We start from the raw sequence: 26,080 nt of genomic DNA on the forward strand, positions 1-26,080 counted from the left end.
CCATGCTCCCGGCTCAATAGTTACCACTGGCGCTGACCAGGCGGGCGTAACCCACCGAGCCACGACCTGCACCCACGCTGTTGTGCTGGGCATGCTCAAGCAGGTACTGACGCATCTGGCGCAACTGGTCTTCGTCCAACCGCTGCAGTGCCACTTCCTCAACCGCCGCCGACAGCGTTACCGCAGAGGCTGAAGGCTCGGCACTGCCGCCGGCCAGTGCCTGAACAGATACTCCGGTGCGGGTATCCCAGCCGGCTCCGGCACCGAAGCCCACAATCAGCGCAATGAACACCATGGCGGCCACCGGCCAGCGCCAGACCGACACCCTGGGCACCTCCACCGGCGACCGGGCCTGTTCTGAGCGAGCATGGCCATCGAGCGCTTCCCTCACCGCGCCGGCAACATCAATACCATCGGCAGGACCGTGCTGCTCGTGCATCAGATCACGTATCTGCTGCCATCGCTGCCACTGGCCGCGCACGTCCTCCTGGTTGCCATGTGACAACAACCGACGAACCGATAGCTCATCGGCCTCGTCATCCATCATCGAAGACAGTGTTTCTCTGAGACGCTCATCCATAGGATGCAACCTCATTCACGTTACTGACTGATCAAGGAGCGGGCCAAGGTGGCGATCCACCGAGTCCCGCGCCCGGAAAATTCTTGAGCGCACGGTACCTATGGGGCACTCCAGTATCCGGGCAATATCTTCATAACTCAGGCCATCGTATTCCCTGAGCAGGAACGCCGACCGCAGTTCCTCCGGCAGGCTGGCAATGGCTTCCGCAAGAGCTTTCTGCAACTGCTCCCTCTGCAGCAACCGCTCCGGCGAGGCCGGGTCACGCAGTCGGCCGCCATCATCAAAGTTTTCCGCATCGGTGACATCCGCCGATCCCTGGGGCCGCCTGCCGCGGGCCTCAAGGAAATTCTTGGCGGTGTTTACGGCAATCCGGTACAACCAGGTGTAAAACGCGCTGTCGCCGCGAAAGCGATCAATCGCGCGGAAGGCTTTGACAAAGGTTTCCTGAGTCAGATCCATGACTTCCTGGCTGTCGTAGACATAGCGGCTGATAATAGACGCGACCCTGGACTGGTATTTCACCACCAGCAGATCGAAGGCCGCACGATCTCCGTTCCGGACCTTGCGAACCAACTGCAGATCCGTCTGGCTGTCGGACTGCTCACCGGGTTTCCAGTCATTTTCAGGCGTCATGGACGAAGCAACAGAAAGTCCTGTTTTGGGAGCCAGTGGTCTGGCCTCGATACGAGTGGCTTGTGTCATTGGGCTGTTCCAGCGTTCGTTCACTAACCCTTGATGCAGACCGCACCCGGCTGACAGGGTTATCCGTTAGCCCAAATAGACAGCAAGCGTAAAGTTTAGTTCAATACACGTCCACATTATGGCCCGCGACCACGACTCAATGCCACAGTCCTACGAATACGATGTTCTGATCATCGGCAGCGGCGCTGCCGGCCTTACCGTTGCGCTGAATCTTCCGGAGCACTTGCGGGTTTGCGTCATCAGCAAAGCCGATATCAGCTCTGGCGCCACCCTCTGGGCCCAGGGAGGCATCGCTGCGGTTCTGGACGATACCGATTCCGTGGAGAATCACATACAGGACACCCTCAACGCGGGCGGCGGTCTGTGCCACGAGGATGCGGTCCGCTTTACCGTGGAACACAGCAAGGAAAGCATCAAATGGCTGATCGACTCCGGCGTGAAGTTCACCAGGCAGGACGATGGCGAGGACTACCACCTCACCCGCGAAGGCGGCCATAGCCATCGCCGGATTATCCACGCCGCCGATGCCACCGGCCACGCGGTTTCCACCACCCTGGCGAGCCAGGCCCAGGCCAGGCCGAATATTCACCTGAAAGCCGGCCGGGTGGCTGTGGACCTGATTACCAACCGCAAGCTTGCGCTTCCCGGCAACCGCTGCGTCGGCGCCTACATCCTGAATCTCGAAGACAATCATGTGGAACTGTTTCGAGCCAGGTTCACCGTCATCGCCACCGGCGGCGCCTCCAAGGCGTATCGCTACACGACCAATCCGGACGGCGCTTCCGGAGATGGAATTGCCATGGCCTGGCGAGCCGGTTGCCGTGTTGCCAACATGGAGTTCAATCAGTTCCACCCCACCTGCCTGTACCACCCGCACGCCAAGTCCTTCCTGATTACCGAGGCGGTTCGGGGCGAAGGTGGCGTGCTCCGGCTGCCGGATGGCAGTCGATTTATGGACCGGTTTGATGAACGGGCGGAACTCGCGCCCCGGGACATTGTTGCCCGGGCGATTGACCATGAGATGAAGCGCCTGGGTGCAGACCACCTGTTCCTGGATATCAGCCATAAGCCGGCCGACTTCATCAAACAGCACTTCCCGACCATTTACGAAAAGTGTCTGAGCTTCGGGATCGACATTACCCGCGAACCCATCCCCGTGGTGCCTGCTGCCCATTATACCTGCGGCGGAATTGTCAGTGATGAACGGGCGCGTACCGACATCAACCAACTCTATGTCGTTGGCGAAGCCGCCTTCACCGGCCTGCACGGCGCCAACCGCATGGCCAGCAACTCGTTGCTGGAATGTCTGGTCTATGGCCGGGCCGCGGCTCAGGACATCACCCGCAGGGAGGCTGACATTCCACCACCACCGTCAGCCCCGGACTGGGACGAAAGCCAGGTGCGGGACTCCGACGAAGACGTCATCATCTCCCATAACTGGGACGAACTTCGGCACTTTATGTGGGACTATGTCGGCATCGTCCGAACCACCAAACGCCTGCAGCGGGCGAAACACCGGGTTGATTTGCTGTCCCGTGAAATCGGCGAGTTTTACAGTAACTACCGGGTCTCCAATGACCTGATCGAGCTGCGCAACCTGGTCACAGTCTCCGACCTCATCATCTGCTCGGCACTGCAACGCAAGGAAAGCCGAGGCCTGCATTACACACTGGATTATCCGGGCCTGTTGAATGACGCCCAGGATACCGTGCTGGTGCCGACGACTTACCGCACCCCGTCTCCCTGAGACCGGGCCTTACTCCGTTTCCAAAGGCAGAATCCGTTATGTCCGAAACCAATACTTCTCAGGATCACACTGAATTTCATCGCCTGTGGTGGCACAGCCGCCGCGGCATGCTGGAACTGGACGTCCTGCTGCTCCCGTTCCTTGAAGAGGTATACCGGGATCTTTCAGCGGAAGACCAGGCCCGTTACCGCAAGCTGTTAAGTTGCGAGGATACGGACATGTTCGAGTGGTTCATGCAGCGCAGCAAGCCGGAGGACCCGGATCTTCGTCACATCGTTGACATGATCCTGAACCGTGTCCAACCCGATTGAACTGAACCTGTCGCCCTCCAGGGCCGCGGGTATTTGCGCCAGCCTGCCCTGGCTGGCGCTGTCTGCTGTACTACTGGCAATCAGCCTGTCCATCACCCCGCTGGCACTGGTGTTGTTACCGGTTTCCCTGCTTCTGGGCTGGCAGGAATTCCGTCGTTGTGGCCGGCTCCGTGGAGCCAATGCCATTATCAGCCTGACAACTGACGACCGGCATCTTCGATGCCAGCTGGCCAATGGCCAGGAAGTTACCGCCAGAGTTTGCGGCTGCAGCTCGCTCGGTGCATCCTTTCTGGTCTTGAAAGTAGAGTCCGTTGTCACCAGATCAGACACCATGACCGCGATCCTGCTCAGCCCATCCCGGCTAAGTCGTGGCAATGTTTCCGAACAGGCATTCCGTCGGCTGCGCATGTGGCTCCTTGCAGGGCCAGCAGCTATTTCACGGTGAACCCCCGATTCCATCCGGAGTTTTCGATGACTAACGCCAATACCGAAACGCCAGCCAATCCCACTTACGAGGGTTGGGCTCATCTGACCGACCGGGTTCTGGCCAGAATCAGCGGGCCGGGTACCAACAAGTTTGTCCAGGGCCAGTTCAGCCAGAATGTTGACGAGGTCACCTCCGGCCAGTCCCTGAGGGCAGCCGCCTGCACCCCGAAGGGCAGGGCCTACTGCATTACCCGGCTGGTCCGGGATGGCGAAGACTTGCTGCTCAGCCTTGAGCGGGAGACCGCCGAGGACACCGTTAAGCACCTGAACAAGTACCTGATGCTGTTCCGCGGCACGTCGCTTGGCGTTCTTGACTCGGGCCGGATCACCGGTTTGCTGGGAATCGAGACCGCCCGCCAGGTTGCCGGCGCGGCCACGGACGAACTGACCCGTCCCGGACAGGTGTTAAGTACCGACAACGGGTACCTGATTCGTGTGGAAGATGACAGCGACCACTGCGCTCGGTTTGAACTCTGGCAAACCGATGCCCAGCCTGACTTGCTGCCCTCCTCTGAGCTTTCTCTGCAGACCTGGCTGGCCTCGGAGGTCCGCGCCGGCGTACCCTGGCTGACCGCAGCAACCCGGGAAGCCTATGTTCCCCAGATGCTCAACCTTCAGCACCTGCAAGGCATTCACTTCAAGAAAGGCTGTTACACCGGGCAGGAAGTGATCGCGCGGATGCATTTCCTCGGCCAATTAAAGAAAAGCCTGTTCCGGGTCGCTTTCACCGGTACAGAAGCCGCGCCACAACCCGGTACCCGACTGATCGCCGATGGCAGTGCCGTGGGCGAGGTGGTTAATTCGGTACTGACTGGTGAGCAGCAGGGAGAAATGCTGGCGGTGATCCGACATGATGCGGCCAGCAAGCACCTGGGCGTAGACGGTCATGAGGGCCTGCAACTTGAGATGCGGCCGATACCCTATCCGGTTCCGGAACGAGAGCAAGCCGAACAGGCTGATACATAAGTTGACAGGAAATACCGGAAAAATTTGCTATAAATTAAAACACATACCGGTTTTATCCCCGTACGCGGGATGCCTCCAGACAAGTGGAACCTAACTGACCATGGCCAATATTGTTGAAACCATCAAGTCTGACCTGACGGCTGCCATTGAAAACGACAAGCTGGTACTTCCAACCCTGCCTGAGGTAGCGCTTCAGGTGCGGGAGATTGCCGAGTCCGAGGACTCCGCCATTGCCGATCTGGTTAAGGTCATCAGCAACGATACGGCGCTGTCGGCCCGTATCATCCGGGTGTGCAATAGCCCGCTGTTTCGCGGCAGCCGCGCCATCGAGAACCTGAACATGGCGGTCAGCCGCCTGGGTATGGCTTACACCAGTAATCTGGCCATGGGCCTGGCCATGGAACAGATGTTCCAGGCCACGTCCGACATGATCGACAAGCGCCTGCGCGCCACCTGGCAGACCAGCACCGAAGTGGCGGGCGTGTGTCATGTTCTGGCGCAGCATTACACCCGCCTGAAGGCGGATCAGGCAACGCTGGCTGGCCTGGTGCACCTGATCGGTATTCTGCCGATTCTGCGTTATGTGGAGGATCAGGATATCCAGATCAGCAGCATCATGCTGGACAATGTGATTGATGAGCTGCACCCGCGTATTGGCTCTATGATTCTGAAAAAATGGGATTTTCCGAAGGAACTGCAGAATGTGCCTCTGGAATACGCCAACTTCCAGCGTGAGGTGCCGGCAGCAGATTATGCCGATCTGGTGATGGTGGCCAACCTGCAGCTGGTTGCCGGGAGCGATCACCCCTGGAACGAGATGGACTGGACGAAGATTTCTGCGTTCGATCGGCTGGGACTGGATCCGAATGTCGATATGAGCGAGGAAGAGGATCTGAATGCGCAGATGGAAGCGGCTATGGCGCTGCTTCAATAGGTTCCGGCTTTCTTCGGGAGTCTGCCGACCGCCTTCAGTGCGTCACTGTTTATATTTGGCAATCAACGCAGCTTTGCTTGGCAATGCCCAATCAACGGAGGGCCTGCCCTGCTCCCTCAGCCATTCGTTAGCCTTCGAGAAATGCCGGCAACCAAAGAATCCACGGTAGGCACTGAGCGGTGACGGGTGTGGGCCATCCAGAACCAGGTGGCGGTTCCGGTCAATGTGCTGGCCCTTTTTCTTGGCGTAGCTGCCCCACAACAGGAAGACCACGTTGTCGCGCTCCCGGTTGATAACTTCGATCACCTTGTCGGTAAACCTCTCCCAACCCTTGCCTTGATGGGCTCCGGCATTGCTCTGCTCGACCGTGAGGACGCTGTTGAGTAGCAGCACGCCCTGCTCTGCCCAGGGCTGCAGGCAGCCGTGATCCGGTGGCGCGATGCCCAGGTCAGTTTCAATTTCCTTGAAGATGTTGACCAGGGATGGTGGTGGCGGAACCTGAGGGCGCACGGAGAAGCACAAACCATGGGCCTGGCCGGGGCCGTGGTAGGGGTCCTGGCCAAGGATCACTACGTTTACGTTGGCCAGCGGTGTGCTGTTGAGGGCATTGAAGCAGTGGGAGCTGGGGGGATACAGAACCTTGCCGGCCTGTTCCTCGGCGGCGAGGAATTCGGCCAGTTGCCGCATGTAGGGCTGGCGGAACTCGTCCGCCAGCCACTGATCCCAGCCTCGGCCGGGCTTCAGTTGTTGAGCCAGTGCCTCGGCAGGGTGCATAGGCTTACTCGCTTTCCGGTTTCTGTTCCGCCTTGTGCTCCGGGCGCATGGCCGGGAACAGGATGACGTCGCGGATGGATGGCGAGTTGGTCAGCAGCATGGCCAGGCGGTCGATGCCGATACCTTCACCGGCGGTAGGCGGCAAACCGTATTCGAGGGCCATGACATAGTCGTCATCGTAGAACATGGCTTCGTCGTCGCCGGCGTCTTTCTCAGCCACCTGGGCCTGGAAGCGTTCGGCCTGGTCTTCGGCATCGTTAAGCTCAGAGAAGCCATTGGCAATCTCGCGACCGCCCACGAAGAACTCGAAGCGCTCGGTCACAAACGGATCGCTGTCTTTGCAGCGGGCCAGGGGCGACACTTCTTTCGGGTACTCGGTGATGAACGTCGGCTGGGTGAGACGATGCTCGGCGGTGGCTTCGAAGATTTCGATCTGCACCTTGCCCAGGCCCCAGATGTCTTTCACGTGGATACCCAGGTTCTTGGCCACTTCTCGGGCCTGTGCGTCGTCAGCCAGTTGCTCACGGGTGATGTCCGGGTTGTAACGCAGGATGGCGTCGACCACAGTGAGGCGCTCGAACGGCTTGCCGAAATCGTATTCGATGGTCTCTTCGCTACCGTCTTTCAGTACCCGTGTGTTGATTACAGTGGTGGTACCCAGCACCTTCTGGGTGATGGTACGCAGCATGTCTTCGGTCAGGTCCATCAGGTCGTTGTAATCGGCGTAGGCCTGGTAGAACTCGACCATGGTGAACTCGGGGTTGTGCCGGGTGGACAGCCCTTCGTTGCGGAAGTTGCGGTTGATTTCGAACACCCGCTCAAAGCCGCCGACCACCAGGCGCTTGAGGAACAGCTCCGGAGCAATGCGCAGATACATGTCGATGCCCAGGGCGTTGTGATGGGTCACGAACGGACGAGCAGTGGCGCCACCCGGAATCACCTGCAGCATGGGGGTTTCCACCTCCATGAAATCACGCTCGGTGAAGTACTGGCGCATGGCGTTGATGATCTTCGACCGGGCATGGAACACACGGCGGCTGTCCTCGTTCACCATCAGGTCCACGTACCGGTGCCGATAGCGGGCTTCGGTGTCGGTCAGCCCCTTGTGCTTCTCCGGCAGCGGGCGCAGTGACTTGGTCAGCAGTACGTATTCGTCCATGGTCACATACAGGTCGCCCTTGCCGGATTTCGACAGAGTGCCACGCACGCCCACGATGTCGCCCATATCCCAGTGCTTGGTGTCTTTCTGGACGTCCTTGGAGGCATAGATCTGGATGCGGCCGGTCATATCCTGAACCACTTTGAACGCCTTGCGGTCGAGCATCATGCGGCCAGCAATGGCCACCTTGATGCCCAAACCTTCCAGCTCTTCCTTGGATTTATCACCGTACTTCGCCTGCAGTTCGGCGGCGGTGGCATCGCGACGGAAGTCATTCGGGAACGGATTGCCCTGCTCGCGCAGCGCAGCCAGTTTGGCGCGGCGCTCGGCAATCAGCTTGTTATCCTCATGCTGTGCGGCGTTCTGGGTCTGTTCAGTCATCTTGGCTCACTAAAGAAGTCGGAATGGTCCGGTTTGGTTTGGATGGCGCCGTCTACAGCGCCATCTTCAGACTGGCTTCAATAAACTTGTCGATGTCACCATCCAACACCGACTGGGTGTTGCTGGTTTCCACCTTGGTGCGCAGGTCTTTGATACGGCTGTCGTCCAGCACGTAGGAACGGATCTGGCTACCCCAGCCGATGTCAGACTTCGAGTCTTCGGCTTTCTGTTTCTCTTCGTTACGCTTCTGCATTTCCAGTTCAAAAAGCTTGGCCTTGAGCTGCTTCATGGCCTGGTCTTTGTTCTGGTGCTGGCTTCGGCCGGCCTGACAGGCCACCACGATGCCCGTGGGGTTGTGGGTCAGTCGCACTGCGGATTCGGTCCGGTTTACGTGCTGACCACCGGCGCCGGAAGCGCGATACACATCGACCCGCAGATCCGCCGGGTTGATCTCGATTTCGAAGCTGTCGTCCACTTCCGGTGATACAAACACGGAAGAGAAGGAGGTATGGCGACGGTTGCCGGAATCAAACGGGGATTTCCGCACCAGGCGGTGTACGCCGGTTTCTGTGCGTAGCCAGCCGTAGGCGTAGTCGCCCTGGATGTGGATGGTGGCACTCTTGATGCCGGCCACTTCACCTTCCTGCAGTTCAACGATTTCGGCCTTGAAGCCACGACGCTCGGCCCAGCGCAGGTACATGCGCAGCAGCATGTTGCCCCAGTCCTGGGCTTCAGTGCCGCCGGAGCCGGCCTGGATATCCAGGTAGGCGTTGTTGGCATCCATTTCGCCGGAGAACATGCGGCGGAATTCGAGCTTCTCGAGTTCTTTATCAAGGTTTTCGAGATCGGCTTCGATTTCCTGGACGGTGCCTTCGTCGTCCTCTTCCACCGCCATGTCGAGCAGGCTTTCTGCATCGGCCAGGCCGTTGGTGAGGTTGTCGATGGTTTTAACGATCAGTTCAAGGTCTGAGCGCTCTTTGCCCAATGCCTGGGCCCGCTCGGGATCGTCCCAGACGGTGGGTTGTTCGAGTTCGCGTTCGACTTCGGTCAGGCGTTCACTTCGCTGATCGTAGTCAAAGATACCCCCTCAGCGCTTCGGTGCGCTCGCGAAGCTCTTTGATCTTCGTCACTATGGGATTAATTTCCATGAAACCTTGTCTCGCTTTGGAAAATGGTGCGATAAAAACAGAGGGCGGATTCTACCGGAATTTGCGGGTTAAATCAGCAAGCCTAATCAGCCCAAAGGTTCCAGGTAATCCACCAGAAGCTGCAAATTGGTCCGCCCCCGGAACGTATTGGCATCCGGCTTATAAACCACCCGCGCGCCACTCCGGGTAAAGTCCGGCACTTCCGGCCCGGTGTTGAAGGCAATGCCATCAATAATGCCCCCGCCTTCAACCGGCTGCAGCACCAGTTTCAGGTGGTTCTCGCCGACAATTCGCTGGCTCACTACCCGGAATTCGCCATCAAACACCGGCTCGGGAAAATGCTGGCCCCAGGGGCCGGCGCGTTTGAGCAGGTAGGCGGTGTCCAGGTTCAGCTCTTCCGGGGCCAGCGGGCCGTCGGTGGTGATGGCGGCTTCAAGGTCTTCCGGTTTCAACGTGTCACGCACGGCCTGGTCGAAGGCGTTGCTGAAACGTTCGAGGTCGTCCCGGGCGATGGTCATGCCGGCGGCCATGGCGTGGCCGCCGTATTTTTTCATCAGGCCCGGATTCTTGGCGTCGACCACGGCCAGGGCATCCCGGATGTGCAGGCCGGGGATGGATCGGGCAGAGCCTTTCAGGTGTTCGCCGTCGTCGTCGGGCGCAAAAGCAATGGTAGGGCGATGGGTCTGTTCGCGGATGCGGGCCGCCAGGATGCCGATCACGCCCTGGTGCCAGTCCTGATCGAACAGGGCCAGACCCCAGGGCAAGCCGTCAATATCGAGGGACATGGAGGCCAACAGGTCCTGGGCCTGGGCTTTCATGTCTTTTTCAATGGTGCGGCGTTCGCGGTTGAAGTTATCCAGTTCCCGGGCCAGGCGCAGCGCTTCGTCGCGACTGTCGGCGAGCAGGCAGGCGATGCCGATACTCATGTCGTCCAGCCTGCCGGCAGCGTTCAGGCGCGGGCCAACCACAAAGCCCAGATCGGTGGCGCTGATTTCGGTGTAGTCGCGGCCGGCTACTTCCAGCAGAGCCAGGATGCCCGGTCTGGCTTCCCCTTTGCGGATGCGGCGGATGCCCTGCTCCACAAAGATGCGGTTGTTATGGTCCAGCGGCACCACGTCGGCCACGGTACCCAGGGCCACCAGGTCCAGCAGGCTACCCAGGTTAGGCTCCGGGTCCGGCAGCCGGTTGTTGTCTCGCAGGTGCTTACGCAGCGCCGTGAGCACGTAGAACATCACGCCCACTCCCGCCGCATTTTTGCTCAGGAACGGACAACCGGGTTGATTGGGGTTCACAATGGCATCGGCATCTGGCAGCTCTTCTCCGGCCAGATGATGGTCGGTGATAACCACTTTGATGCCCAGCTCCCGGGCAGCACGCACGCCTTCGATGGCGGAGATGCCGTTATCAACAGTCACCAGAAGATCCGGCAAATCCCCGTCTTCCTGCAACCGGTGGATGATGCCGGGTGTCAGGCCGTAGCCATCAGAGAATCGGCTGGGCACCCGGAAATCAATCGCCGCCACACCGAGCATCGACAAACCCAGCATAGCCACCGAAGTACTGGTGGCCCCATCGGCATCGAAGTCCCCCAGCACCATTACCCGCTGTTTCTGCACTATGGCCTCGGCCAGCAGTTCAACTGCGCGATCAATGCCGCGAAGCTGCATCGGCGAAGCCAGGTGTTTCAGGGTGTACTGGAGCTGGTCGTCGGATTGCACACCGCGGGCGGCGTAGAGACGGCGAAGGATGGGGGGCAGGTTTTGCCCCCACCCCGTCACATCGGACGGCTGGGGGCGACGCAGGATCTTTTTAGGAGTCATGCCGGATCAGGCGTTCTTCCAATGCTTGGCGATAAAGCCCTGCACCTCGGACACATTGTTATCCAGCACGGTGTAGCGCTCTTCCCGCTCGAACAGATCAGCCATGTGAGCCGGCAATTGCGGCTTCACGCTCAGGCCGGATTCGGCAATCGCATCCGGGAACTTGGCCGGGTGCGCGGTACCGAGGGTGATCATGGGCACAGCAGAGTCGCGGCGGCAGTTGCGGGCAGCGCGTACGCCAATGGCGGTGTGCGGGTCCAGCAGATATTCGTTCTGCTCGTAGACGTCACGAATGGTGTCGCAGGTAGTTTTATCGTCCACCGCATCGCTGTCGAACAGCTTGCGGGCGTGCTTCCAGCGGTAGTCTTCAATGCTGACCGGGCCTTTGGCTGCATTTTCCAGCAAGGCTTTGACCGCCGCGCCGTCACGGCCGTGCAGATCAAACAGCAGACGCTCGAAGTTGCTGGACACCATGATGTCCATGCTCGGCGACAGGGTATGCTCCAGCTGGTGCTGCTCATACTTGTTGCCGCTCATGAAGCGATGCAGGATATCGTTGCGGTTGGTGGCAATCACCAGCTGGCTGATGGGCAGCCCCATTTTCTTGGCCAGGTAGCCGGCGAAAATATCGCCAAAGTTGCCTGTGGGCACAGAGAACGCCATGCTGCGGTCCGGGCCACCCAGAGCGAGAGACGCCTGGAAGTAGTACACGATCTGGGCCATGATCCGGGCCCAGTTGATGGAGTTCACCGCCGCCAGCTGGGTTTTGCCGCCCAGGAAGGACTGATTGCCGAAGCTCTCCTTCACCATGCGCTGACAGTCGTCGAAGTTGCCTTTGACTGCGATGTTATGGATGTTGTCGCCCTGCACCGTAGTCATCTGGCGGCGCTGCACTTCAGACACTCGCTGATGCGGATGCAGGATAAAGATATCCACGTGCTCGCACCGGCGGCAGCCCTCGATGGCAGCAGAACCGGTATCACCGGAGGTGGCCCCCATGATCACAACGTGCTGGTTGCGCTTCTCCAGAACGTAGTCCAGCAAGCGGCCCAGCAGCTGCAGGGCAAAGTCTTTGAACGCCAGCGTCGGGCCACGGAACAGTTCCATCACCCATTCGTTGGTGTCCAGCTGCACCAGCGGCGCCACCGCCTGATGACTGAACACACTGTAGGTTTCATCCAGCATCTTGCGGAAGTCGTCCGCCGGGATGGCATCCTCTACAAACGGATACATCACTTTGTAGGCCAGCTCCGCATAGGGAAGCCCGCGCCAGCTACGAATTTCTTCCAGGCTGAAGTGCGGCAACGATTCCGGCACATAGAGGCCACCGTCGGTGGCCAGTCCGGTCAGAAGAACGTCTTCAAAGCCCAGTGCGGGAGCTTCGCCCCGTGTACTGATGTATCTCACGTGCGTACCTGTCAGTTAAAGTTTTCTGCGCGAATACGGACAACCTTGCCATCGATGTCGGCGAGGGATTCCATCTCGTCAATGGCCAGGTTCATCTGGCGCTCCTGAACCGTGTGGGTCAGGATGATGACCGGAATCCGGCCATCCTTGAATTCGGATTCTTTCTGCATGATCGATTCGATGTTGATGCCATGCTCACTTAGAATGGCAGCAATCTTGGCCAACACACCCGGATGGTCAAAGGCCTGGATTCGCAGGTAGTAAGCCGACTGGACATCTTCCATTGGCAGCACGGGCAGGTCTTCCAGGGCGTCCGGCGTAAATCCGAGGTAGGGAATGCGCTGCTGGCTGTTGCTGGACACCGCGCGGGCGACGTCCACGATGTCTGCGATGACCGCAGATGCTGTAGCCTCATCCCCGGCACCAGGACCGTAATACATGGTCTGGCCAACAGCATCGCCATCCACCAGGACTGCGTTAAGAACGCCATCAACCTGAGCAATCAGATGACTCTGTGGCACCAGCGTCGGATGCACCCGCAGTTCAATACCGTCTTCACGACGACGGGCGATGCCCAGGTGCTTCACCCGGTACCCCAGCAACTCTGCGTGGGAAATATCATATGGAGTAATACCGGAAATTCCCTCGGTAAAACCTTTCTCAAACTGCAGGGGAACGCCGAACCCGGACGCCGCCAGGATGGTCAGTTTGTGAGCGGCATCAATGCCTTCCACATCGAACGTCGGGTCCGCTTCCGCGTAGCCCAGTGCCTGCGCTTCCTTGAGAACTTCACCAAATTCCCGGCCCGCGCGCATTTCGGTGAGAATGTAATTGCCGGTGCCATTGATAATGCCGGCAATGGTATCAATGCGGTTGGCGGCCAGGCCCTCGCGCACAGACTTGATCACCGGAATGCCGCCGGCAACGCCGGCTTCATAGGCAACCACGACGCCAGCCTTCTCCGCTGCGTCGAAAATCTCATTACCGTGCACGGCAATCAGGGCCTTGTTGGCAGTCACCACATGCTTGCCGTTGGCAATGGCCGCCAGCACCAGCTCTTTGGCCGCATCGTAGCCACCAATCAGCTCCACCACGATATCAATCGAAGGATCGTTCACCACGTCATAAATGTCGGTACTGAACGGGACATTGCCCAGATCAAGGTCATCGCGGCTATGGCGGCTCGCCACCCGGGCAATCCGGATGTTGCAGCCGGCACGACCCGCAATAATCTCGGCGTTGCGAGTCAGGACATTGAATGTACCGCCGCCTACGGTTCCCAGTCCGCAAATTCCGACATTGACGTCTTTCAAGCTCTCACCTCTGATCCCGATGGGGGTGCTGATGGATTGCAATAAGGGGGCATAGTATACCGATTCAGGGCCGGCTGAATAAGCCCTGAATCGGTCACGCTTTCAACAAAGATGACGACTGGCGACGAACACCGACAGGGTCACAGAATACCGAGACCCTCAGCCAGATTTCGGGCCGGCACATAACCCCGAACCATATTGCCGTCTTCCAGCAAAATAGCCGGCGTGCCGGTCACACCCACCTGACCGCCGAGACGATACTGCTCTGCCACCGGGTTCTCACAACTCTTCTGCTCTACCGAACGCCCCGCTTTGGCGGCATCCATAGCGGCCTGCTGATCGTCAGCGCACCAGACCGAGATATATTTATTGAAGGAGGCCGTACCTGGCCCGGAACGGGGAAACGCGTAGTAATTGACGGTAATACCGTACTCATTCAACTGGGGCACTTCATCGTGCAACTTCCGGCAATAGGGGCAATCGATATCGGTAAACACATTAACGACCGCCTTCTCTTTACCCTTGGCCGGATACGAAATCACGCCCTTGCCACCATAATCCGCCATCAGGTCCTTACGGGAACCCGCACGGGATTCTTCAGTAACGTTGGCAATGCCGTTTTTGGTGATTTTCAGCAGATCGCCCGTCAGCAGATAGGTGCCGTCTTCCGTGGTATAGATGGTGTCGCCGTTGTTGCTCTGAACTTCGTACAACCCTTTTGCCTCAGATTCGCGAACAGAGTTTACCTTTAGACCGGGAACCGCCTCGGTCAGCCGCTGGGCAATGCGGTCTTCGGCTTCGCCTGCCTGGGAGGCTGGTGCCCCGACCAGGGTCAGCGCCAGTCCAATGGACACTGCTACTGATTTGATGTTCATGAGCTTGAAACTACCTCTGTCGGTTTGTGTGGTGTCTGCGACACCGGAAAATCGGATTAGTTCAGCCTCCGGAGCGGCCGCAGTCAACCCCTGGGGTGGTGGGCCTGATGAAGATCCTGCAATCTTTGCCGCGCAACATGAGTGTAGATCTGGGTGGTCGACAGATCTGAATGCCCCAACAGCATCTGCACCACCCGAAGATCCGCCCCATGATTGAGCAAATGGGTGGCGAACGCATGCCTGAGTGTATGAGGAGAAAGGTGTTTGGTGATTCCGCAGCGGATCGCATAATGCCGGATTCGATACCAGAAGGCCTGCCGGGTCATGGCGGTGCCACGATTGCCCGGAAACAGGGCATCACTGGTTTTGCCTCGCAGCAGCTCGCCCCGGGCCTGCCGCATATACTGTAATAACCAGTCCACAGCTTCTTCACCCAGCGGCACCAAACGCTCCTTGCCGCCCTTGCCCTGTATGCGAACCACGCCCTGCCTCAGGTTGACCTGGTCCACCGTCAGCCCCGTCAACTCCGAAACCCGAAGTCCGCAGCCATAGAGAATCTCCAGCATGGCCCGATCCCGCAGTTCTACCGGCAGCTCCGGGTCCGGCTCAGTCAGCAGCGACTCCACGTCGGCCTCGGTCAGGGTATCCGGCAAGCGCCGGGGCAACCTAGGGCTGTCAATCCGCAACGTTGGGTCTTCGGCAATAATGCCTTCACGCAAAAGAAAACGATAGAAGCGCCTTACACCAGACAGGCGGCGGGCCGCCGTGCTGGTTTTCAGGCCGTCGGACAAGCCCCGCGACATCCAGGCCAGAAGATCTGTGCGTCGTGCGCTGCGCAGGGTTGGCGCCCCAGCTTGCTGCTCCAGCCACCCGGACAAACGGTACAGATCACTGGCATAGGCCTGCCGGGTTTTCTCGCCAAGGCCATCCTCAAGCCAGACCGCGTCACTGAAACGCTCTATCAACTGCTCATCTTCTGGCCTTGGCACAGCACCCTCTTCGATTCCGGAGACATCGCAGGCATTAAACCATAAAAAAAGCAGCCCCTTGAGGCTGCTTTTTGGTACTGAACAGACGAATCTGAATCAGTTAAGCTTTTCCTTGATACGAGCTGCCTTACCAGACAGGTCGCGCAGGTAGTAAAGCTTGGCCTGACGCACGTCACCACGACGCTTCACACTGACGCTGTCGATCAGCTTGGAGTAGGTCTGGAAAGTACGCTCAACGCCCACGCCGTAAGAGATCTTACGAACAGTGAAGGAAGAGTTCATGCCACGGTTACGCTTGCCGATAACCACGCCTTCAAACGCCTGCAGACGCTCACGGTTACCTTCAGTTACGCGAACCTGTACAACCACGGTATCGCCCGGCGCGAACGCAGGGATTTCCTTGGTCATCTGTTCTGCTTCAAGTTGACTGATGATGTTGTTCTTGCCGCTCATCGTAATGCTCCTGATACCCAATCTTTCAATGCCCTGATGACTCAGAGGCACCCGGTTCGTTCAAAATTTCTTCCAGTAACTGACGCTCTTCTTCCGTAAGTTCCCGCTTTTCCAGCAGGTCGGGGCGCCGCTCACTGGTTCGCCTCAACGATTCTTTCAATCGCCAACGCCGGATCTGTTCATGGTGACCGCCCAACAGAACTTCCGGCACCGCCTGACCTTCGTATACCTCGGGCCGGGTGTAGTGCGGACAATCCAGCAATCCGTCGGCAAAGGAATCCTGCTCTGCCGACTGCGCATGACCCAGCGCTCCGGGGATGAGGCGTGTTACCGCATCAATTACAGCCATCGCTGCCAGCTCGCCACCCGAGAGAACGAAATCCCCAAGGGATACCTCCCGGTCGACTTCTGCCGCAATCAGGCGCTCATCCACACCTTCATAACGACCGGCAACGAGAATCAGCTGCTGCTCGGCGGCGAGTGACTCCACCACCGACTGATCCAGCCTTTCACCCTGCGGCGAAAGATAGACCACACAGGCCTTGCCGGGTGCCGATGCCCTGGCCGCCTGGATTGCGTCCCGCAGAGGCTGAATTTTCATCAGCATCCCCGGGCCACCACCATAAGGCCGGTCATCCACCGTGCGATGACGATCGTGGGTGTAATCCCGAGGATTCCAGCTCTGAAAGGTCAACAGACCTTCACGCACTGCCCTCCCGGTAATCCCGTAATCCGTCACCGCAGAAAACATATCCGGGAACAGACTGACTGCGCCAATCCACACCCGTCAGAACTCCGGATCCCAGTCAACCACCATGCGAGAGCCTTTGAGATCTACCTGCTGAACCACTTGATCCGGCAGATAGGGAATCAGACGCTCGCGCTGGTCAATAGAGCCCGCCGTAGCGTGCACCACCAGGACATCATTGGAGCCTGTCTCCAGAAGGTGATGCACCTTACCCAGGCACTCACCTTCTACCGTGAAGACATCCAGACCTTCCAGCTGATGCCAGTAGAACTCCCCTTCGGGCAGTTCCGGCAGTTGCTCGGTGGGAACCCGGATCTCCGCTCCGCAATAGGTGCGGGCTACTTCACGATCATCAATACCTTTAAGCCTGACGACGATCCCCTGCCCCTGGCGGCGACCTTCCTCAAGCCTGATCGGAATACGCTTGCCGTCCAGGAGCAGAGTCCAGTCACGGTAGTTCAGTATTCCGTCTTTCGGGTCTGTGTAAGAGAAGACCTTAAGCCAACCCTTTACCCCGAACACCGAGGTGATCCGGCCGATCACAGTTTCCTGCGAATTCTGCGTCATGCCTTTACAACCCCGGTACCAACAATGCTATTACTGAGCAGCCTTCAGCAGCTGAGCAACACGCTCACTGGCCTGTGCACCCTGGCCCAGCCAGAAATCAACGCGCTCACGATTAACACGCAGACGCTCTTCCTGACCACGGGCAATCGGGTTAAAGAAACCAACACGCTCAATGAAACGGCCGTCACGGGAGTTACGGCTGTCAGTGACTGTCAGATGGTAGAACGGGCGCTTCTTGGAGCCGCCACGAGCCAAACGGATTGTTACCATTTCGACCAATATCCTGTTCTGTTGTACGAACTTTGTACGATTCCCGACACACCGTTTCACGGCTGACGGGAAGACCCATACTCGAAAGGGGCGCTATTCTATGCGAAAAAAGCGCCAATGAAAACAGGGAAACCACCGGTTTCCCCATTTTATATGTAAGGCTTTTTACATACGGCCAAACGGGGGCATGCCACCACCGCCGCCGGGCGGCATCATACCACCCATACCGCGCATCAGGTTAGCCACCCCGCCCTTCTTGCCAAACTTTTTCATCATCTTCTGCATCTGCTTGTGCTGCTTGAGCAGACGGTTCACGTCCTGGATCTGGGTACCCGAACCGGCGGCAATCCGACGCTTGCGAGAGTTATTGATGACATCCGGATAACGGCGCTCTTTGGGCGTCATGGAGCAGATAATGGCTTCCATCTGACCAACCGACTTGTCGTTAACCTGAGCCTGTGCCATCTGGGCCATCTGCCCCATGCCCGGCAACTTGTCCAACAGTCCGCCGATACCGCCCATATTCTTCATTTGCTGGAGCTGGTCGCGGAAGTCTTCCAGATCAAAACCTTTACCCTTCTTGATCTTCTTGGTGAGCTTCTCGGCTTTCTTTCGGTCCAGCTTGCGCTCAGCTTCCTCAATCAGGGAGAGCACATCCCCCATACCAAGGATGCGGGAGGCAACACGATCCGGATAGAAAGGCTCCAGGGCGTCTGACTTTTCACCAATACCCAGGAACTTGATGGGCTTGCCGGTGATATGACGCACGGACAACGCCGCGCCGCCACGGGCATCGCCGTCGGTCTTGGTCAGCACCACGCCGGTCAGCGGTAACGCATCGTTAAATGCCTTGGCGGTATTGGCCGCGTCCTGGCCCGTCATGGCATCAACCACAAACAGGGTTTCAACCGGGTTCACCGCCTTATGCAGGCGACCGATTTCACCCATCATCTGCTCATCCACGTGCAGACGACCCGCGGTATCCAGGATAACCACATCAATGTGCTTGCGGCGGGCAGCCTCGATGGCACCATTGGCAATATCCACCGGGTCCTGCTCGGTGGTGCTGGGGAAGAACTCAACGCCCACCTCACCGGCAAGCGTTTCCAGCTGACGGATGGCCGCCGGCCGATAAATATCGGCACTGACCACCAGCACGGACTTTTTCTCACGCTCTTTCAGGAAACGGGACAGCTTGGCCACCGTCGTGGTTTTACCCGCACCCTGGAGGCCCGCCATCATAATAACCGCGGGCGGACGCGTGGCGAGGTTCAGGGATTCATTGCCTTCCCCCATGACCCGTTCCAGCTCCTGCTGGACAACCTTAACGAAGACCTGGCCCGGGGTCAGGCTGCGCTGAACTTCCTGGCCAATCGCACGCTCACGAACCCCTTCAATAAAGGCCTTGACCACCGGCAGGGCGACATCAGCCTCCAGCAGGGCCATCCTCACTTCACGGAGCGTGTCCTTGATATTGTCGTCAGTCAGGCGCGCCTGGCCCGAGATCTTGCGCAAGCTACCGGATAGCCGGTCCTGGAGATTCTCAAACATGTTGCTCTTCCGTACCCCGGAGAATTTGTTCACACAGATCAAGAAGCCAGGTCGGCCTGCTTGATTCCTGTTGCATAATCGCGACATTATACCCAGACTACGGAGCCTCTGAACAACTCCGCGCCGATTTCACTTCATCAGGCAACACGATTAAGGATGTCATGGGAACGCTGATTCTCGCGGTTACCGCACTTTTCCTCTATAGCGTTGGAACCGCGCTTCAGGCCCTCCATTTACGTGGCAAGGTCCACAGCAACCTGGCGGTTACGACACTGATTGGCGTGCTTGCCCTGATCGGCCATGGCCTGCTCATTGCCCAGACCGTACACCTGGACGGCGGCTTCGACTTCAGTTTCTTCAAGAGCTCCGTTCTGATCTCCTGGCTCATTGTCTTTCTGCTTCTGGGACTAAATCTGAGCAAACCCGTACAAAGCCTGTTCATTGCGGCCTATCCGATTGCAGCACTGACCATTGTCATGGCGCTGATTACCCACACACCGTCTCGTCTGGTGTCCGAAGAAAGCTACGGCATGCTGTCTCACATTGCCCTGTCAGTCACGGCATACAGCCTGTTTACCCTGGCAGCCATACAGGCGGTTTTACTGTACGTACAGAACCGGCAGCTCAAGCGCAACTACAACAGCTTGCTGGTAAGGAACCTGCCACCGCTGCAAACCATGGAGTCATTGTTGTTTGAAATGGTCTGGGCGGGCGTTGTGCTGCTGGTACTCGCCATTGTCACTGGCGCTGTTTTCATTGAAGACCTTTTTGCTCAGGATCTGGCCCACAAAACCATTTTTTCCCTGCTGTCCCTGCTGGTTTTTGTCGGACTGTTGGTAGGCCGCTACACCAAAGGCTGGCGCGGCATCACCGCCAGTCGCTGGACACTGGCAGGCTGCGCACTGCTGATGCTGGCCTTCTACGGCAGCAAGTTTGTTCTCGAGCTGGTTTTCCACCGGGGCGTCTGAGACCCGCCCCCCCTTACTGACCTAACCCGCTTGACACCTGTTACCTTCAAATCCTATTTTCGCAACTTATCCTCAATATAAGGGCTGCTCTCTTGAACGAAACATCGCTCACCGCGCTGTTTATTCTACTTGTCGGACTGATCATCCTCTCTGCGTTTTTCTCCAGCTCTGAAACCGGCATGATGTCCCTGAACCGCTACCGACTGAAACACATGGCGAACACCGGCCACAAAGGGGCCCAGCGAGCGCAAGGCCTGCTTAACCGAACCGATCAACTAATCGGCGTCATCCTGATCGGCAACAACTTCGTGAACATCCTCGCGTCGTCCATCGCCACGGTGATCGCGATTCGCCTCTGGGGCGACGCCGGTATCGCAATCGCCACCTTACTGCTGACGATCGTTATCCTCATTTTTGCCGAGGTCACCCCGAAAACTCTCGCAGCCCTGTTCCCTGAAAAAATTGCCTTCCCGGCCAGTCATATTCTTGGGCCGTTGCTGAAACTTCTGTACCCGCTGGTGTGGACGGTCAACCTGTTTACCACCGGCATTCTTCGCGTTCTGGGCGTCTCCTCGGCCCAGGCCTCGGAAGATCATCTCAGCCGTGAAGAACTCAGAACCGTGGTGAACGAGGCCGGCGCACTGATTCCGGCCCGGCACAAAGACATGCTGGTCAGCATCCTGGATCTGGAGAACGTCACCGTCAATGACATCATGGTTCCCCGAAACGAAGTCGTCGGCATCGACCTGGAAGACGACACAGACACTATCCTGCGCCAGCTCAGAAGCAGCCAACACACGCGGCTGCCTATCTTCAAGGGTGACATCAACAACATTCAGGGCATTCTGCACCTTCGCAGCGCGGCCAGGCTGCTGCAGGAGGCAGACATCAACAAGGCGATGATCATGCAGCTGTGCCAGGAACCCTACTTCATTCCGGAGAGCACTGCGCTCAATACCCAACTACTGAACTTCCAGAAAGGCAAACGCCGGTTCGGCATTGTGGTGGATGAATACGGCGATGTACTGGGCCTGGCTACGCTTGAGGATATTCTTGAGGAAATCGTCGGGGAATTTACCACCGATTATGCCGCCACCTCGCCCGACATCATTCCCCAGGACAACGGCACCTTTATCATCGATGGCAGTGCCGCCGTGCGGACGATCAACAAGACCCTGGGCTGGCATCTGCCAACCGATGGCCCGAAAACCCTGAACGGACTTATCACCGAAACTCTGGAAAATATTCCGGACACCAACGTGTGTCTGAAAGTTGGCGGTCATCGTATTGAAGTCCTGCAAATCAAGGACAACGTGGTTAAAGCCGCCATTGTCCACCCCAAACGCAAGAAAAAGCGTGGCCGGAGTTTATGAACCTGATCGCAGGTTAGCGTTTATTCATGTTAATGCAGATCAAAATGCGCTAAATTTATCCAATAATCAGAACAGACAAGAATCAGGCTCGGTCATGTATCCGGTTGAGGCGTAAACAGGAGTCGGCCATGAACAAGCAGTCCGGCATACATTACCTCCGCGAGCACAGGGAAGCGGCAAGCACCCGACCGGTTCCTGCGGAGGTAGCCCGCATCCGCGACACCGTTGTTGCGGGGCTGGGTGATTTGTTGCAGGGGGCTTTCGATGCCGTCGATGATTCACTCTTCGAACTGGCCAACAATGCCCGCAGCAACAATGAACAAAACCGCTACTTCGAAGCCATGCGCGAGATTCGCATCAAGCGCAAGGGCGTAGAGCGTCATTTTCAGAATACGGTTGCCCAGTTCTTTGCCAACCCGCCCCATGCCGGCCAGCTTCCGTCAACCGAAGCCAGCCCGCAGGCCAGTGCCGACACTCTTTCGCTGGTTGGCAATGACGATCTGGAAGAACAGGTTGCCTTCAACGCCATGACCACCAAGGCCAAGGCGCACTTCCAAGGCCCTTTACTGCAATTGCAGGCCCGTTTTACCGAGATCTATCCGGACGCCACCGAGCAGGAGCCAGTCAACCCGATGGCACCGGAGCACCTGTGCAGCGCTTTTACCGAAGCGATCCAGGCCCTCGATATCCAGATTCGCGAACGGCTCATCCTGCTCAAGCAATTTGACCGTTACGTTATCTCCAACCTGGGCATGCTCCTGGATGAAGCCAATCGCATTCTGATCCAGGCCGGCGTTATCCCGAACTTCCGTTATCACGGCAAGAAGAGCCAGAACCAGAAGCCATCTGCAACAGCAGACAGCTCTGCCGAAAGCCCCAGCGAGACGACTGCCGGCTACGATCAACGCCCGGAAGACACCGTACTGTTTGACCAGATCCGTCAGATGCTGGCTCTGCAAAGGTCCAATGCCGGCATGCCCCCACGCAGCGCCGATCCCTCTCTGAGAGTGGTCGGAGGCCGGGAACTGGCCGATATCCTCAACGCCATTCCGCTTCAGCAAAACTGGCCGGAAACCGACGACCTGAGCACGGGTGAGCCCGTAACCGTCGACCTGCGCCAGGTCGTTCAGCAACTGCTGGCCAAGGCCGACGCTCAAGATGGTCGCCAGCCCGCACTGAATGAAGTGGATGAAGATCTGATCAATCTGGTCTCCATGCTGTTCGAGTTCATCCTTGATGACTACAACCTGTCCGCCCCGGTTCAGGTGCTGATCAGTCGCCTGCAGATTCCGATTCTGAAGGTTGTGATCAAGGACAAGAGTTTCTTCAGCAAGGCAACCCACCCGGCCCGCAAGCTGCTCAACTCCCTCGCCCGCGCGGGCATTGGCTGGAGCAGCAGCGATGAGAAAACCCGAGACAAGCTGTACGGTCAGATACACAACGTGGTGCAACGAATCCTCAATGAATTCGATGGCAACATTCAGTTGTTCGAAACCCTGAACGAAGAATTTGAGCAATTCCTGGAGCGAGAAAACCGTAAGGCCTCCCTGGTGGAACAGAGAACACGAGAATCGGAACGTGGTCGCATCAAATCCCAGAAGGCCCAGGAAGAGGTGGACCGGCTGTTACGGGAAAAAGTATCCCGTTACCGGCTTCCGGACTCGGTCAGCGATATTCTGATGAATGGCTGGAGCCGGGTTATGTTCCTGGCCTACCTGAAGGACGACACCGAACATCGCTGGCACGAAACAGCACGGGTCGTGGATGACCTGATCTGGTGCCTGCACCCCCATGAAGAAGATGAAGAGCGTGACCAGTGGGTTCGGGTTGTGCCCGGTCTGTTGAAATCACTGCGGGCAGGACTTGAGGAAGTCTCCTACAACGCCACCCGGCTTGATCAGATGATGGGGCACCTGAAGCATGAGCTGGCTGAGGCCTTCCGGACCAACGCCGCCATCGAAGCCCGTCAGGATGCACCGTCGGATGCCGAAGACGAAGCCCCGACCGTGCACCAGACCGCCGTTGAACGGCAACAGGAACTGGAAGATGCTGCGATTGCCGAATATGTGGCCAAGCTCGACACTATCGAAATTGGCAACTGGGTGGAGTTCCGCCTGGTCAACGGCACCAGCTTCCGCTGCAAGCTCTCAGCCATTATTGATGAAGCGGACTGCTTTGTGTTCGTCAACCGTATGGGCCTGAAAGTCATTGAGAAAACCCGTGTCGAGCTGGCTCATGAGATGCGCCGTGGCCGCCTGACGCTGCTCGAACAGGGTGCCTTGATTGACCGGGCCCTGAATGCCGTCGTGGGCAACCTGCGCACAAAAACCGCCTGATATAGATGCCGGACACGGGTTTTCGTTCACCCTCAATGCCGGCATCCTATCGGCTCCTGCTAGCGGTTTCCCTGGCCATACTGGCTCACACTCTGGTACTGGCCGGGCTTCCATCGCCTCTGAAGGAGGCCCGGGAACTGACTCACCGGCTGGTTTTTACGCTGACAACCCCGGCGGCCGTCCCGACACCAGAGAGCGTGGCAAGCCCGGAACCGCCAAAGCCCAGGCACTCCGAGTTCGAGATCCCGCCGGCCGAGCCGGTGGTAACCTCGACAGAATCTACCTTCAGTGCTCCGCCCGAATCGCAAACCGTCACTGCGACACAGCCAGATTCCCCGAAGCGGACAACCGAAAGCACCCAAACCCGGGCAACATCCTTCGAATCCCCTGCATCAGTTGCTACACCTGCATTGACTGCACGTGCAAGCGAGGCCGTAGAAACGCCGGAGCCAGTAAAGCAAAAGACTGAGACTCCCGATGAAAGAGACCCTTTTGTCGCAAAACTCTCAAGTCATTTGTCGGAATATCTCTTCCGAGAGACGATTAGGGTGCCTGTAGACTCGGAGGGATCAAAGACATGGATAGCAGAAATAGAACTCAGATTAATGGGAAATGGCGCGGTGACGGGCGCGAAAATCGTTAAATCAACGGACCTAAAGGATGTAGACGCCGCAATATACCGGGCGGCTTTAGAGGCAAGCCCCTATCCCGCTCCAGAGAGCGGGATAGGAGGTCGTTTTACGATAAAGCTTAAATACCGTTACGAGTAGCAGAATGATCAGGCCTCGGCCTGACCCGCAGCATCCTTGACCATCTTGGCCAGCTCGCCACTTTCTGACATTTCCAGAACGATGTCGCAACCACCCACCAGCTCACCGTTGATGTAGAGCTGCGGATAGGTTGGCCAGCTGGAATAGACTTTCAGGGCCTCACGCAGTTCCTGATTGTCGAGAATATTCACAAACGCAAAGCGCTCACCGCACGCCATCAGAGCCTGAACAGTACGTGCCGAGAAACCGCACTGCGGAGCTTGCGGGGTGCCCTTCATGTAAAGAATAACCGGGTTCTCTTCAAGTTGGCTCTTGATGGTTTCATTGATGTCCATGAACTCATTCCTCTGGTTGGGAGTCAGCTTTGCCGCCAAACGGCCTTTGCGCTTATTGTACACGGGTGCCTCAGGCCTCAACAAACCGTCCGTTTTGACCCAGAACAACAGCACCGCGCCCGGCGTTGTTTTCAGGGTAGCGACGGGCTAGACTTGTTGGCTTTTCCGAACGGGCAGTTTGCTTGAAACAGGGGCCTTTCATGGCAGCAAGACATTTTCTGACACTGAACGACATGACCACGGCGGAACTGGAAGATCTGCTCGATCATGCTTCCAAATTACGCAAAGAGTGGCGTTCAGGCCAGACCAGGGACACCCTTAAAAACCGGGTGCTGGCAATGATCTTCGAAAAATCATCCACCCGGACCCGGGTTTCCTTCGAAGCCGGCATGACCCAGCTCGGGGGTAGCGCCATGTTCCTCTCGCCCAAGGATACACAGCTTGGCCGCGGCGAACCGATCGAGGATTCTGCCATTGTGATCTCCAGCATGGTCGACGCGGTGATGATCCGTACCTTTGCCCACGAAACGGTCGAGCGCTTTGCCACTGCCTCCAGCAAGCCCGTGATCAACGCTCTCACCGACGAATTCCACCCCTGCCAGCTGCTGGCCGACATGCAGACCTATCGGGAGCTTCGCGGCAGCATCCGTGGTGCCACCGTGGCCTGGATTGGTGACGGCAACAATATGTGCCACTCGTACATAAACGCTGCAGAGCGTTTCGATTTCCGCCTGAACGTTGCCTGCCCAGAGGGTTACGAACCGGATCAACAACTGATCGAACAGCATGCTGACAGGGTGACCGTTGTGCGCGCGCCGGAAGAGGCAGCACGAGGCGCCCAACTGCTGGTCACCGATGTCTGGGCTTCCATGGGCCAGGAAGACGAGCAGAAAGCCCGGGAAAAAGCCTTCCGCAGCTATCAGATCAACCCGGCTCTGATGGCTCAGGCCGACAAAGACGCCCTCTTCATGCACTGCCTGCCCGCCCACCGGGGTGAAGAGATTTCGGCAGACATGATGGACCACGAAAGCTCGGCAGTCTGGCATGAGGCGGAAAACCGGCTGCATGCCCAGAAAGCCTTGCTGGAATTCCTGATTCTCAATCGTCTGGACTGATC

26 protein-coding genes are annotated in these 26,080 nt (G+C 57.9%); 10 read left to right on the forward strand and 16 right to left on the reverse strand.

Annotated elements, in window-relative coordinates; all coding sequences use genetic code 11:
- Positions 1-13: 13 nt before the first annotated feature.
- A complete protein-coding gene (locus tag ARC85_RS08545; protein ID WP_286714712.1) occupies positions 14-580 on the reverse strand; it encodes a sigma-E factor negative regulatory protein in 567 nt (188 codons plus the stop codon).
- A 15-nt stretch (positions 581-595) separates the two neighbouring features.
- On the reverse strand, positions 596-1,213 hold the full coding sequence (gene rpoE / locus ARC85_RS08550; protein ID WP_011785728.1) for an RNA polymerase sigma factor RpoE: 618 nt from the start codon (positions 1,211-1,213) through the stop codon (positions 596-598).
- Positions 1,214-1,421: 208 nt separating this feature from the next.
- Between rpoE and nadB the strand changes: the two genes are divergently transcribed.
- The 5 genes from nadB to ARC85_RS08575 all read left to right on the forward strand — a co-directional run bounded on the left by nadB (position 1,422) and on the right by ARC85_RS08575 (position 5,726).
- Complete coding sequence (gene nadB, locus ARC85_RS08555) at positions 1,422-3,029, forward strand: L-aspartate oxidase (RefSeq protein ID WP_181800070.1); 1,608 nt, start codon at positions 1,422-1,424, stop codon at positions 3,027-3,029.
- A gap of 38 nt (positions 3,030-3,067) precedes the next feature.
- The gene (locus ARC85_RS08560; RefSeq protein ID WP_011785730.1) at positions 3,068-3,340 is read left to right on the forward strand and encodes an FAD assembly factor SdhE; all 273 of its coding nucleotides are present in this window, start codon (positions 3,068-3,070) and stop codon (positions 3,338-3,340) included.
- Entirely contained in the window at positions 3,324-3,785 is a 462-nt protein-coding gene (locus ARC85_RS08565) for a hypothetical protein (RefSeq protein ID WP_286714713.1), read from the forward strand. The genes ARC85_RS08560 and ARC85_RS08565 overlap by 17 nt, the downstream gene beginning before the upstream one ends.
- Positions 3,786-3,811: 26 nt before the next feature.
- Positions 3,812-4,792: a CAF17-like 4Fe-4S cluster assembly/insertion protein YgfZ gene (gene ygfZ, locus ARC85_RS08570; RefSeq protein ID WP_286714714.1), complete on the forward strand. Its 981-nt coding sequence runs from the start codon at positions 3,812-3,814 to the stop codon at positions 4,790-4,792.
- Positions 4,793-4,892: 100 nt separating this feature from the next.
- The gene (locus ARC85_RS08575; protein ID WP_014420748.1) at positions 4,893-5,726 is read left to right on the forward strand and encodes an HDOD domain-containing protein; all 834 of its coding nucleotides are present in this window, start codon (positions 4,893-4,895) and stop codon (positions 5,724-5,726) included.
- A 42-nt stretch (positions 5,727-5,768) separates the two neighbouring features.
- Here the strand turns inward: ARC85_RS08575 and ung are convergent, their stop codons facing one another.
- The 13 genes from ung to ffh form a co-directional block, all read right to left on the reverse strand.
- Positions 5,769-6,500 carry a uracil-DNA glycosylase gene (gene ung, locus ARC85_RS08580; RefSeq protein WP_023008842.1) on the reverse strand — a complete coding sequence of 244 codons (732 nt, stop codon included), beginning with the start codon at positions 6,498-6,500 and terminating at the stop codon, positions 5,769-5,771.
- A gap of 4 nt (positions 6,501-6,504) precedes the next feature.
- Positions 6,505-8,040, reverse strand: coding sequence for a lysine--tRNA ligase (gene lysS / locus ARC85_RS08585; RefSeq protein WP_286714715.1), 1,536 nt, complete (start codon positions 8,038-8,040; stop codon positions 6,505-6,507).
- Positions 8,041-8,092: 52 nt separating this feature from the next.
- Positions 8,093-9,188 (reverse strand): peptide chain release factor 2 gene (prfB, locus tag ARC85_RS08590; protein ID WP_113879872.1). Its coding sequence is split into 2 segments (ribosomal slippage): positions 8,093-9,115 and positions 9,117-9,188, totalling 1,095 coding nucleotides; the frame shifts between segments, so codons are not numbered across the junction.
- Positions 9,189-9,274: 86 nt separating this feature from the next.
- Positions 9,275-11,008 carry a single-stranded-DNA-specific exonuclease RecJ gene (gene recJ, locus ARC85_RS08595; RefSeq protein ID WP_023008843.1) on the reverse strand — a complete coding sequence of 578 codons (1,734 nt, stop codon included), beginning with the start codon at positions 11,006-11,008 and terminating at the stop codon, positions 9,275-9,277.
- A 6-nt stretch (positions 11,009-11,014) separates the two neighbouring features.
- Positions 11,015-12,415, reverse strand: a complete 1,401-nt coding sequence (thrC, locus tag ARC85_RS08600; RefSeq protein ID WP_011785738.1) for a threonine synthase — start codon at positions 12,413-12,415, stop codon at positions 11,015-11,017.
- A gap of 11 nt (positions 12,416-12,426) precedes the next feature.
- A complete protein-coding gene (locus ARC85_RS08605; RefSeq protein ID WP_031210112.1) occupies positions 12,427-13,728 on the reverse strand; it encodes a homoserine dehydrogenase in 1,302 nt (433 codons plus the stop codon).
- 140 nt (positions 13,729-13,868) lie between these two features.
- Complete coding sequence (locus ARC85_RS08610) at positions 13,869-14,603, reverse strand: DsbC family protein (protein WP_031210113.1); 735 nt, start codon at positions 14,601-14,603, stop codon at positions 13,869-13,871.
- An 83-nt stretch (positions 14,604-14,686) separates the two neighbouring features.
- Positions 14,687-15,592: a site-specific tyrosine recombinase XerD gene (gene xerD, locus ARC85_RS08615; RefSeq protein ID WP_011785741.1), complete on the reverse strand. Its 906-nt coding sequence runs from the start codon at positions 15,590-15,592 to the stop codon at positions 14,687-14,689.
- A 96-nt stretch (positions 15,593-15,688) separates the two neighbouring features.
- Positions 15,689-16,045 carry a 50S ribosomal protein L19 gene (gene rplS / locus ARC85_RS08620; RefSeq protein WP_011785742.1) on the reverse strand — a complete coding sequence of 119 codons (357 nt, stop codon included), beginning with the start codon at positions 16,043-16,045 and terminating at the stop codon, positions 15,689-15,691.
- Positions 16,046-16,070: 25 nt separating this feature from the next.
- On the reverse strand, positions 16,071-16,829 hold the full coding sequence (trmD, locus tag ARC85_RS08625; protein WP_014420741.1) for a tRNA (guanosine(37)-N1)-methyltransferase TrmD: 759 nt from the start codon (positions 16,827-16,829) through the stop codon (positions 16,071-16,073).
- 3 nt (positions 16,830-16,832) lie between these two features.
- Positions 16,833-17,360: a ribosome maturation factor RimM gene (gene rimM, locus ARC85_RS08630; RefSeq protein WP_011785744.1), complete on the reverse strand. Its 528-nt coding sequence runs from the start codon at positions 17,358-17,360 to the stop codon at positions 16,833-16,835.
- Between the two features lie 30 nt (positions 17,361-17,390).
- The gene (gene rpsP / locus ARC85_RS08635; RefSeq protein WP_011785745.1) at positions 17,391-17,630 is read right to left on the reverse strand and encodes a 30S ribosomal protein S16; all 240 of its coding nucleotides are present in this window, start codon (positions 17,628-17,630) and stop codon (positions 17,391-17,393) included.
- Between the two features lie 165 nt (positions 17,631-17,795).
- Complete coding sequence (ffh, locus tag ARC85_RS08640) at positions 17,796-19,181, reverse strand: signal recognition particle protein (RefSeq protein ID WP_014420740.1); 1,386 nt, start codon at positions 19,179-19,181, stop codon at positions 17,796-17,798.
- Between the two features lie 161 nt (positions 19,182-19,342).
- On the opposite strand from ffh, the gene ARC85_RS08645 reads away from it, so the two are divergent.
- From ARC85_RS08645 to ARC85_RS08660, 4 genes are all read left to right on the forward strand, one after another.
- Positions 19,343-20,149: a cytochrome C assembly family protein gene (locus tag ARC85_RS08645; protein WP_014420738.1), complete on the forward strand. Its 807-nt coding sequence runs from the start codon at positions 19,343-19,345 to the stop codon at positions 20,147-20,149.
- A gap of 92 nt (positions 20,150-20,241) precedes the next feature.
- On the forward strand, positions 20,242-21,522 hold the full coding sequence (locus ARC85_RS08650) for an HlyC/CorC family transporter (protein WP_011785776.1): 1,281 nt from the start codon (positions 20,242-20,244) through the stop codon (positions 21,520-21,522).
- A gap of 128 nt (positions 21,523-21,650) precedes the next feature.
- Positions 21,651-23,858 (forward strand): DUF1631 domain-containing protein, encoded by a 2,208-nt coding sequence (locus tag ARC85_RS08655; RefSeq protein ID WP_286714716.1) that lies wholly within the window; start codon positions 21,651-21,653, stop codon positions 23,856-23,858.
- Positions 23,859-23,893: 35 nt separating this feature from the next.
- Positions 23,894-24,628, forward strand: coding sequence for a TonB C-terminal domain-containing protein (locus ARC85_RS08660; protein WP_223268842.1), 735 nt, complete (start codon positions 23,894-23,896; stop codon positions 24,626-24,628).
- A gap of 8 nt (positions 24,629-24,636) precedes the next feature.
- On the opposite strand, the gene grxD is transcribed toward ARC85_RS08660, so the two are convergent.
- Positions 24,637-24,963 (reverse strand): Grx4 family monothiol glutaredoxin, encoded by a 327-nt coding sequence (gene grxD / locus ARC85_RS08665; protein WP_014420735.1) that lies wholly within the window; start codon positions 24,961-24,963, stop codon positions 24,637-24,639.
- Positions 24,964-25,163: 200 nt separating this feature from the next.
- Between grxD and argF the strand changes: the two genes are divergently transcribed.
- A complete protein-coding gene (gene argF, locus ARC85_RS08670; protein WP_011785780.1) occupies positions 25,164-26,078 on the forward strand; it encodes an ornithine carbamoyltransferase in 915 nt (304 codons plus the stop codon).
- The last annotated feature ends 2 nt before the right edge of the window (positions 26,079-26,080 follow it).

This window comes from Marinobacter sp. tcs-11 (assembly GCF_002049515.1).
Classification (GTDB): Bacteria; Pseudomonadota; Gammaproteobacteria; order Pseudomonadales; family Oleiphilaceae; genus Marinobacter; species Marinobacter nauticus.

What these genes read in the sequence shown, in the direction of transcription:
- ARC85_RS08655 (WP_286714716.1), top strand. Translation starts at nt 21,651, where the DNA reads ATGAACAAGCAGTCCGGCATACATTACCTCCGCGAGCACAGGGAAGCG.
- grxD (WP_014420735.1), bottom strand. Translation starts at nt 24,963, where the DNA reads ATGGACATCAATGAAACCATCAAGAGCCAACTTGAAGAGAACCCGGTT.
- ARC85_RS08545 (WP_286714712.1), bottom strand. Translation starts at nt 580, where the DNA reads ATGGATGAGCGTCTCAGAGAAACACTGTCTTCGATGATGGATGACGAG.
- rpoE (WP_011785728.1), bottom strand. Translation starts at nt 1,213, where the DNA reads ATGACGCCTGAAAATGACTGGAAACCCGGTGAGCAGTCCGACAGCCAG.
- ARC85_RS08660 (WP_223268842.1), top strand. Translation starts at nt 23,894, where the DNA reads ATGCCGGCATCCTATCGGCTCCTGCTAGCGGTTTCCCTGGCCATACTG.
- recJ (WP_023008843.1), bottom strand. Translation starts at nt 11,008, where the DNA reads ATGACTCCTAAAAAGATCCTGCGTCGCCCCCAGCCGTCCGATGTGACG.
- ffh (WP_014420740.1), bottom strand. Translation starts at nt 19,181, where the DNA reads ATGTTTGAGAATCTCCAGGACCGGCTATCCGGTAGCTTGCGCAAGATC.
- ygfZ (WP_286714714.1), top strand. Translation starts at nt 3,812, where the DNA reads ATGACTAACGCCAATACCGAAACGCCAGCCAATCCCACTTACGAGGGT.
- rpsP (WP_011785745.1), bottom strand. Translation starts at nt 17,630, where the DNA reads ATGGTAACAATCCGTTTGGCTCGTGGCGGCTCCAAGAAGCGCCCGTTC.
- ung (WP_023008842.1), bottom strand. Translation starts at nt 6,500, where the DNA reads ATGCACCCTGCCGAGGCACTGGCTCAACAACTGAAGCCCGGCCGAGGC.
- nadB (WP_181800070.1), top strand. Translation starts at nt 1,422, where the DNA reads ATGCCACAGTCCTACGAATACGATGTTCTGATCATCGGCAGCGGCGCT.
- rplS (WP_011785742.1), bottom strand. Translation starts at nt 16,045, where the DNA reads ATGAGCGGCAAGAACAACATCATCAGTCAACTTGAAGCAGAACAGATG.
- ARC85_RS08645 (WP_014420738.1), top strand. Translation starts at nt 19,343, where the DNA reads ATGGGAACGCTGATTCTCGCGGTTACCGCACTTTTCCTCTATAGCGTT.
- rimM (WP_011785744.1), bottom strand. Translation starts at nt 17,360, where the DNA reads ATGACGCAGAATTCGCAGGAAACTGTGATCGGCCGGATCACCTCGGTG.
- ARC85_RS08575 (WP_014420748.1), top strand. Translation starts at nt 4,893, where the DNA reads ATGGCCAATATTGTTGAAACCATCAAGTCTGACCTGACGGCTGCCATT.
- ARC85_RS08610 (WP_031210113.1), bottom strand. Translation starts at nt 14,603, where the DNA reads ATGAACATCAAATCAGTAGCAGTGTCCATTGGACTGGCGCTGACCCTG.
- lysS (WP_286714715.1), bottom strand. Translation starts at nt 8,040, where the DNA reads ATGACTGAACAGACCCAGAACGCCGCACAGCATGAGGATAACAAGCTG.
- argF (WP_011785780.1), top strand. Translation starts at nt 25,164, where the DNA reads ATGGCAGCAAGACATTTTCTGACACTGAACGACATGACCACGGCGGAA.
- ARC85_RS08560 (WP_011785730.1), top strand. Translation starts at nt 3,068, where the DNA reads ATGTCCGAAACCAATACTTCTCAGGATCACACTGAATTTCATCGCCTG.